Origin of the sequence: Plantactinospora sp. B5E13 (genome assembly GCF_039871775.1) — a bacterium.
In the GTDB taxonomy this organism is placed as follows: Bacteria; Actinomycetota; Actinomycetes; order Mycobacteriales; family Micromonosporaceae; genus Plantactinospora.
On record NZ_JBDPLT010000061.1, the window covers coordinates 40,701 to 48,575 of the forward strand.

Annotated in this window: 8 protein-coding genes; 3 read left to right on the forward strand and 5 right to left on the reverse strand. The window is 70.3% G+C overall.

Annotated features, from left to right (window positions below; all coding sequences use genetic code 11):
- Positions 1–32 precede the first annotated feature (32 nt).
- Complete coding sequence (locus ABGB05_RS33310; protein WP_347657935.1) at positions 33–1,025, reverse strand: aldo/keto reductase; 993 nt, start codon at positions 1,023–1,025, stop codon at positions 33–35.
- Between the two features lie 58 nt (positions 1,026–1,083).
- Between ABGB05_RS33310 and ABGB05_RS33315 the strand changes: the two genes are divergently transcribed.
- A complete protein-coding gene (locus ABGB05_RS33315; RefSeq protein WP_347657936.1) occupies positions 1,084–1,446 on the forward strand; it encodes a MerR family transcriptional regulator in 363 nt (120 codons plus the stop codon).
- A 27-nt stretch (positions 1,447–1,473) separates the two neighbouring features.
- Here ABGB05_RS33315 and ABGB05_RS33320 read toward each other — a convergent pair whose 3' ends face one another.
- The 3 genes from ABGB05_RS33320 to ABGB05_RS33330 all read right to left on the reverse strand — a co-directional run bounded on the left by ABGB05_RS33320 (position 1,474) and on the right by ABGB05_RS33330 (position 3,365).
- On the reverse strand, positions 1,474–2,097 hold the full coding sequence (locus ABGB05_RS33320) for a DUF998 domain-containing protein (protein ID WP_347657937.1): 624 nt from the start codon (positions 2,095–2,097) through the stop codon (positions 1,474–1,476).
- 111 nt (positions 2,098–2,208) lie between these two features.
- The gene (locus ABGB05_RS33325; protein WP_347657938.1) at positions 2,209–2,574 is read right to left on the reverse strand and encodes a GntR family transcriptional regulator; all 366 of its coding nucleotides are present in this window, start codon (positions 2,572–2,574) and stop codon (positions 2,209–2,211) included.
- A complete protein-coding gene (locus ABGB05_RS33330; protein WP_347657939.1) occupies positions 2,571–3,365 on the reverse strand; it encodes a hypothetical protein in 795 nt (264 codons plus the stop codon). The genes ABGB05_RS33325 and ABGB05_RS33330 overlap by 4 nt, the downstream gene beginning before the upstream one ends.
- 95 nt (positions 3,366–3,460) lie before the next feature.
- On the opposite strand from ABGB05_RS33330, the gene ABGB05_RS33335 reads away from it, so the two are divergent.
- Positions 3,461–4,612: a helix-turn-helix transcriptional regulator gene (locus ABGB05_RS33335; protein ID WP_347657940.1), complete on the forward strand. Its 1,152-nt coding sequence runs from the start codon at positions 3,461–3,463 to the stop codon at positions 4,610–4,612.
- On the opposite strand, the gene ABGB05_RS33340 is transcribed toward ABGB05_RS33335, so the two are convergent.
- Positions 4,606–5,475: a glycoside hydrolase family protein gene (locus ABGB05_RS33340; RefSeq protein ID WP_347657941.1), complete on the reverse strand. Its 870-nt coding sequence runs from the start codon at positions 5,473–5,475 to the stop codon at positions 4,606–4,608. The genes ABGB05_RS33335 and ABGB05_RS33340 overlap by 7 nt on opposite strands.
- Positions 5,476–5,629: 154 nt before the next feature.
- Here ABGB05_RS33340 and ABGB05_RS33345 point away from each other — a divergent pair, with 154 nt between their 5' ends.
- On the forward strand, positions 5,630–7,084 hold the full coding sequence (locus tag ABGB05_RS33345; protein WP_347657942.1) for a hypothetical protein: 1,455 nt from the start codon (positions 5,630–5,632) through the stop codon (positions 7,082–7,084).
- Positions 7,085–7,875 lie beyond the last annotated feature (791 nt).

Consider the following 7,875-nt stretch of genomic DNA (forward strand, 5'->3'; position numbering starts at 1 on the left):
GAGCCCACCCTCGGTTCGCCGCCCGGGCGTCCTCAGTCGCGGGAAAGCGGGGCCAGGATCTCGTCGATCCGGGTGATGTCGGCCGGGCTGAGCGGCCCGTGAGCGAGCGCGCCGGCGTTCTCCTCGATCTGGGCGACGGTGCGGAACCCGGGGATCGGCACGGTGACCGGGCTGCGCGCCCAGAGCCAGGCCAGCGCCCCCTGGGCGAGGGTACGGCCGCCGCTGGTGAGCACCTCCCGGATCGCGTCGATCGCGGCGAGCCACTCGGGTGCGCCGGCCCCGTCCCGGAAGTACCGCATCCACGGCAGGTCCTGGCTGCGTACGTCGTTGCCGGCCACCTGCCGCCCGTCGTGGTACTTGCCGGAGAGCAGGCCCATCGCCAACGGTCCCCGGTTGATGCTGGCCAGCTGGAACTTCTCGCAGACGGCCAGCACCTCGGCGGAACCGTTGAGCACCGACAGGTCCTGCTGGATCGCGGTGCAGCCGGCTCCGGCCTCGGCGAAGGCGGCGGCCCGGGCGGCGTCGTCGGTGCTCCAACCGTAGGACCGGATCTTGCCTTCGGTGACGAGGTCGTCGAGGACGCCGACCATCTCCAGGGCCTGTGGGATCGGCAGGTCGCCGAGGTGCAGTTGGTAGAGGTCGACGTAGTCGGTGCGCAGCCGGCGCAGCGAACCCTCCAGGCAGCTGCGGACGTACGCCAGGCTGTCGTCGGCGCCGAGGGCGAGCCGGCGTTCCTCGTCGAAGGTGTAGCCCCACTTGCTGGCGATGACCACCTGGTCGCGTACGTCGTGGAAGGCGGAGCCGATCAGCGTCTCGCTGTGTCCGGCGCCGTAACTGCTGGCGGTGTCGAAGAACGTGATGCCGAGGTCCCGGGCCCGGTGCAGGGCCCGGATCGACTCGTCGTCGTCGCGCGAGCCGCCCCACCCGTACTGGTTCTCGGTGTCCCCGTACGCGCCGCCGATCGCCCAGCAGCCCGCACCCAGTGCGCTGATCTCGATGCCGCTACGGCCAAGAAGTCGCTTCATGCGCACTACTCTGCAACCTGGAGCGCGCTCCAGGTCAAGGCGACTTATGCTGCCGGATGTGGATACCTACCCACCGTCGGTGGCGGCCGAGCGCACCGGGTTCAGCCTGGACACCCTGCGCTACTACGAGCGGATCGGCCTGCTCAGCGAGATCAGCCGCACCTCAGGCGGCCGTCGGGTCTTCACCGAGGACGACCTGGGCTGGCTGGACGTGCTGCGCTGTCTGCGGGACACCGGGATGCCGATCGCCCAGGTGCGCCGGTACGCCGAACTCGCCCGGGATGGCGAGACCACCCTGGCGGAACGTCTCGCCCTGTTGGAGGAGCACTCCCGGGCGGTCGAGGAGCGGATGAACCTGCTGCGCCACCAGTACGCGCATCTGCAGGACAAAATCGCCTGGTATCGCGGACAGCTCGACTGACTGTTCGAGGTCGTCTCCGACACCGGTTCAGGTCACGGGCTGGGTCGAGGTCCGCGCGGTACGACCCGTCGTGGCCTCGGTGCGCGGCGCCCGCAGGCCGAGGACGGCCAGCCAGGTCCACCCGGTGACGATCGAGAGTCGTTGGAAGATCCCTGGCGTACCCGCGACCGGGTCGGCCCCGCCGGCCGCCACGAAGAACACGATGATCCCGATCCCGCTGAGCAGGCAGTACCAGCGCCAGAGCCGGGTCGGACGCCACCGGATCGCGGTGAAGGTCGCGGCGGCCAACGCGGCGAACACCACGACCGAGACGACGTTGTGCACGATGCCGGGTACGGTCGCGGCGTCGGCGGGAACCGGGTCGGAGACGAAGATCCCGGCCCCGACGAGGCAGAGCGCCATCGTCCGAACCAGCCAGGCCGTCCATCTCGGCGTGGTCCGCCGTAGGCCGAACGAGAAGGCGGTCAACAGGGTCCCGCTCGCCACGAAACCGGCGATCTGCAGCCAGCCACCCCGACCGATGGCGCCCTCGCTGACGAAGTCACGCGCCGGGTCGTACCCGGGTTTCACCACGCCGTTGACCAGCAGGACCGCGATGAACAGCAGGGCGCCGACGACCCCGCACCCGAGCAGAACCCGAGTCCTCGTCACCGCCCGACCGTAACAGCGGGCCGCAATCATGGTCCTGGTGGCCGTCTCCGTGGCACCCCGTCCACTTCGGACGACGTGGATACTGCTCGGCGTCACGGTCAGTCCGGCGGTTCAGGGTGTCGCCGGCCGGCCGAGTGCCGCCTCGACGATCCGGATCGCCTCGACGGGGTCGATGCCGATGCTGGTGATCACCGCCGCGTAGTCGTGGGCGGCGCGGCGGGCCTGCTCCAGGGCCTGTTCGCCGGCGGCCGTCACGAACGAGCCGGCCCGCCCCCGGGTCTCGATCAGCCCGGCCTCCTCCAGTTCCCGGTAGGCCCGCCCGACGGTGTTCACGGCGAGGCTGAGGTCGGCGGCGAGTCGACGGATCGTCGGCAGTCTCGTGCCGACGGCGAGCGTGCGGTCCTGGATCTGTCTCGCGAGCTGGGCCCGGAGCTGCTCGTACGGCGGCGTCGGCGAGGCCGCGTCGATGACGATCATCGGGTGACCATGGCACGGCGGGCGGTCGTCCCGACACCCGTGGTCCGGAAGTGGATCAGGCAGAAGACGATGGCACTCACCACCACGAGTCCGATCGAGGCGATGTTCCACCAGCCGAACGATTCGCCGTACAGGAAGATGGCCGGCAGCGTCCAGACCAGGCTGGGTGTGACGAGGGCACGGACGTCCTCGACCCGCATGATGACGTCGGCGGTGAGCGACGCCTCGTCCTCGGCCACGGCCGGGCTCGCCAGCACGTTACGCAGCTGCAGGATGACGCCGACGGCGGCGCCGGTGAGGCCGATCAGGACGACGGTCGCCCCACGTCGCAGGTCGGGATCCGGCACCGCCAGCACGCTCGCCGCGAGCAGCAGGGCGGCGGTGTAGGTGACGACGGTGAAGACGGCGTACGGCCGGCCTAGCACCGCCGACCAGCCGAGTTGGACCGGGTGGGCGACCCGCCGGGGCAGTCGCGCGCCGGCCCGTCGGTCGACGTGCCGCACCCACCAGCCGAGCAGCCACTGGGCCACCAGCAGCCCGACCACCAGCGCGACGAGCGCCAGCGTCGGTAGCCAGGAGGTGGTGGCGTCACTGCCCAGCACCGACACGTGGGTGAGTGCCGCGCCGACGATGAACGCGGCCAGCAGCAGGCTGTCGGCGACCCTGACCCGCCGCCGCACCGCCAGCCGGGCCGCGAGCAGCGGGGTCGGCTCGACGTCGGCCAGGCCGTGCCGCTCCAGCCACACCCCGGCCAGCCACCGCTTCGGATCCGTCTGATCTGGCTGTCGCATGCCACCCACCTCCGACTGTCGCAAGCTCTGTCTCAACAGCTTGAGTCATAGCATGCGACAAAGTCAACCCCGGGTCGGGCGCTAGGCTGCCCGCCATGCCGGCTCGCGGGACAGCACAGCGGTGGCGTCGGACGCATCGACGGGTCCTGGCCGAGTTGACCGAACTCAGCGTCGCCACGCTGCCCTCGACCGAGGTGTACGGCCGCGCCGACGCGCTGCTGCGCCCGGTGCTCGGCTACGACGGCGTCTGCTGGCACGACAGCGACCCGGCCACCGGGCTGGTCACCTCGGTGGTCAGTCCGGACCTACGGCTGTCGGACTTCCACGCGGCGGTCGAGCTGGAGGTGTGGGGCGACGACATCGCGACGTTTCCGGTGATCCGGCGCAGTGGCCGGGCGGCGGAGACCCTCAGCCGGGCCACCGGCGGACGGCCCGAGCAGAGTCTGCGGTACCGCGACCAGATCCGGCCGGCCGGGTACGGCGACGAGTTGCGGGCGGTCTTCGACAGCCGGGGCGGCCGGTGGGGCTGTGCGGCGTTCATGCGGGCGCCGGACCGGGGCCACTACCGGCCTGAGGAGTTGTCGTTGGCGAATGCGGCGGCGCCGCTGATCGGTGCCGCGCTCCGGCGCAGCACCGCCGGGTCGGGTACGGCTGGCCGGATCGCCTCGAACGGACCGGCCGCCCCCGCACCGGCGGTGCTCGTCGTCGGGCCGGACAACCGGGTGCTGCACGCCGACGAGCGGGCCGAGGAGCTGCTCGGCCGGCTGTCCGCCGACACCGCCGCGCTCTTCGGTGTGCCGCTGCCGTTTGTGATGGCGGCCGAGCACGCCCGCGCGGTCGCCGCCGGCCGGCCCGTTCCGGAGCCGCCGCTGCGGGTCCGGACCACGGACGGCCGGTGGCACGTGCTGCACGCCTCGCTGCTCGGCCGGTCGCCCCGGTCACCCGTCGCCGTGGTGGTCACCCCGGCCGGCCCGGCCGAACTGATCCCGGTGACCTTCGCCGCGTACGGCTTCACCGAGCGCGAGGCGCAGGTCGCGTTGTACGCTGCCCGGGGCCTGAACACCGCCGAGATCGCCGCCGCCCTGCTGGTCTCGCCGTACACGGTGCAGGACCACCTCAAGGCGGTGTTCGACAAAGCCGGCGTGCGGAGCCGGCGCGAGTTCGTGGCGATGCTGCTCACCGCCAACCGGGCGGACGCCGCCGCGAGTGCTGCGGTCGTCCGCCCGGCTGTCAGTGGCGGTCAGTAACAGTCGACGACAACGATGTCGATCCAGCTGCCCTCGTAGTACACCTCGATGTGGTCGAGGCGGCAGGCGATGGGCGCGGGCGAGCCGCCGCCGATGGTGGCACCACTCGTGTCCGGCATGGCCCAGACGTTGCCGGGGTAGTTGACGTGGTTGCCGCCCGGCGGCGGCGCGGCCGGCGCGTCACCGGGCTGGCACAGCGCCCCCTGACGCATGAGCTTGATGTCCTGGACGGCCCGGGTGCCGACCTGGGTGGCCCACAACGACTGGCTCATCGCCCGGGCCGCCGCCTCCCAGTTGCCGACGTTGACCGCGTTGATCATGTTGCGGAACCCCTTGAACCCGGCCGGTCCGAGGTTGAACGCCATGTCGATGAGCACGGCCTGCCGGGACGTGGTCAGCGAGTCGAAGTTGTAGATGTAGCGGGCCACGGTCGCCGACGCGGCGATGAAGTCGGCCTCGAACAGGGTCGCGATCTGGGCCGGGGTGAGATTCTGGGTGCCGGCGCGGACCGCATCGTAGTTCGCCCCGACCTTGGTGAGCAGGGCGCGGGCGTCGGCCCGGTCGAGGTTGAAGCCGACACCGACGGTCGGGTGCCCCATGGTGTCGATGTAGACGTGTGGGTCACCGGCGAGGCCGTTCGGGCTCTCGTGGCTGGCCACGAAGGCGCGCATCTCCTCCGGCGTCATCTGCTGTCCCTGCTGCTCGGGCTCCTCATCTCCCGGTAGCCCCGGCCGGGGCCCGGGACCACCGTTGGCCCCGCAGTCCACCTCGTAGGCCAGGGCCGGCGAGGGGGTCACCGCCACCGGTACCAGCACGGTCGCGCCGAACAGCAACGCCGCCAACAAAGATCGTTTGGTCTGCATGCGTGGATTCTTCGGTAGATCAACACGTCCCCGGTATCCCAGAGTTCTGGGAGACGCGTGACTCGGAACCGGACCGCCGGCCGGGCCGGACACCATCGGCTGGTGTAGCGGCCGGCTCGGCTGAGAGTGTTCTGGTATGTCTGACGCTGCACCGGTGCCGGTTCACCTCGCTGCGGCGCTGGAGGGTCTTGCCGAGAATCCGGCGTTGCCGGCGACGCTGATCCGCCGTCTGCTCGCCCACCGCCGGGGCTTCGGCGACGTGGCCAAGCGGGCGGATCTGACCGCCGACCTGATCGCCGAGATTCTCGCCACGGACTACCACTGGCTGCTGCACTCGCTGGCGCTCAATCGTCACCTTCCGAACGACGCCCGACTCCGGCTCGCCGAGCATCGGGATCCCGGCGTCCGTGCCGCCCTGGTCGTGGGCGCCGAGGACGCGCCCCGGGAGCTGTTCGCCCGGCTGATCGACGACCCGGACAAGCGGGTGCGTGAGTGCCTCGCGGAGAAGGATCACGTACCCCCGGATCTTCGTGCCCGGCTCGCGGGTGACCCCGATCCGGAGATACGTGCGACCCTCGCCGAGTGGTGGCCGCAGGCTCCGGAGGAGGTACGGCGGATCCTGCTGACCGATCCGGTCGACCGGGTCAGGGCAGCCGCCTGCGCCACCTACTACCGCCGGCTGCCCCACCCTGTCCCGCCCGCCGACCTGATGCCCGACCTGCTCGACGACCCGGTCACCCGGGCCGGTGTGGTGCGGCATCTGAGTCTCACCGCCGAAACGGCGCTGCGGTTGGCCGAGGACCCGGACGACCGGGTACGCCAGGAGGTGGCCGAACATCCGCAGCTTCCCCCGGACCTGCGGGACCGACTCGCCGAGGATCCCAGCCTGTTGGTACGGATCCGCGTCTTCGCCCGACCCGACACCCCCGAGCCACTACGCCAGCGGATCTACGCCGAGGTGCAGCAGGGTGGTACCGAGCTGCTGACGGCGCTGCAGACCGAGGACCTGGACGAGGCGACCTTCGTCCGCACGGTCCAGAACAGATTCGCCGTCACCGAACTGAGGTGCCTGCACCTGCCCTGGGTGACCGCCGATCCCCTGCCACACGTGTCCTCGCCCTATGTCTGTTTCCGCAACTCCGCGGCGTACAGTCAGCGACTTCCCCCGGACGCGGTGCTGCGGCTGCTCGACGACGAGGAGAGTCTCGTTCGCGCGACCGCGGCCCGGACCTTTTCCCACCTGGTCGACCTGGCGACCGCCGAACGGATAGAACGTGACCACCGGTCGGAGAAGAAGGACCGGTGGCGTCCCGCCGACGTCTTCACCTTCCCGCCGGAGATGCTCCGCCGATTCGCCACCGATCCCGACCCGAGGATGCGGGTCCTCGCCCCCCGCGACCCTGCCCTGCCCGCCGAGCTGGCCGAACGACTGGCGGCCGACCCCGAGCTCTCGGTACGCCGCGCCATCGCCCCGCACCCGAGCCTGCCGACACGTACGCTGATCGCCCTGCTGGCCGATGAGAGCGAATCAGTCACCCGGGCGGCCGCCGCCTCGCCATCCCTGCCGGTGTCGGAGATGGAACGTCTCCTCGTCCTCGCCGACCTCTGATCGTTCGAGGATTCCCCGACCGGTAATGACCAGGCGGTCGGATGCCTCGTCTCCTCGGATGCTCGTACGAGCGCAGCATCGGCCGATCGCCGTCTTTCGGCAACCTGTATGGATGATGGAATGCCGCTTCCCACGGGATTCGGCCCAATCTCCTGGGGCCAGTCGAGGATTCGATGGGCAGAGCGCGACGAGGCGTCCAGCGACGAATCGCTCCCGCGTCTCGCCGGTCCTGATGATGTCGATGACGAGCTGGTCGGCGGCGCCCTCGCCGCCCAGCTCAGCAGTGCGATATGCGTCGATCAACGCTGCAGGGAGTACAGCCGCCCGCGCCCCCCAGTCGGCAGCGCATCTTACTCACGGCCGAGACCCTGCAAACCTGCCCTTTCCGTCGTATCGAACCAGCGAAAGGAGGGATTAATCAATCTTTTTCGCGGCTTCGCGCTACACGGCCGCCCGGTAGCATCCGGTCGTTGCCCTGGATTTCCGACTCGCCAGCAGCAGAGCATACGAACAACATCTGGCGCATTTTGCCAATCCAGAAGAGGGAGTCCGCTTGATGGAATTCAGCGAACGGGTCGCCGCGCTCGCCACGAAGGTCCGGAATCAGCGGGACGCGATCCAGACGGAAGAAGCCGCCAAGAATGCTTTCGTCATGCCGTTCATCTCAATGACGTGATCTCAGCATGGATTCGGTAGGTATCGGTATTCGAAGTGGGTGAGGTGGAGAGCGGCGCGGACGATGTCGCCGATCTGCCGTGGGCTGGCGGTGGTGTGACGAAGGGTCCGCCAGC

What these genes read in the sequence shown, in the direction of transcription:
- ABGB05_RS33310 (WP_347657935.1), bottom strand. Translation starts at nt 1,025, where the DNA reads ATGAAGCGACTTCTTGGCCGTAGCGGCATCGAGATCAGCGCACTGGGT.
- ABGB05_RS33325 (WP_347657938.1), bottom strand. Translation starts at nt 2,574, where the DNA reads ATGATCGTCATCGACGCGGCCTCGCCGACGCCGCCGTACGAGCAGCTC.
- ABGB05_RS33330 (WP_347657939.1), bottom strand. Translation starts at nt 3,365, where the DNA reads ATGCGACAGCCAGATCAGACGGATCCGAAGCGGTGGCTGGCCGGGGTG.
- ABGB05_RS33335 (WP_347657940.1), top strand. Translation starts at nt 3,461, where the DNA reads ATGCCGGCTCGCGGGACAGCACAGCGGTGGCGTCGGACGCATCGACGG.
- ABGB05_RS33340 (WP_347657941.1), bottom strand. Translation starts at nt 5,475, where the DNA reads ATGCAGACCAAACGATCTTTGTTGGCGGCGTTGCTGTTCGGCGCGACC.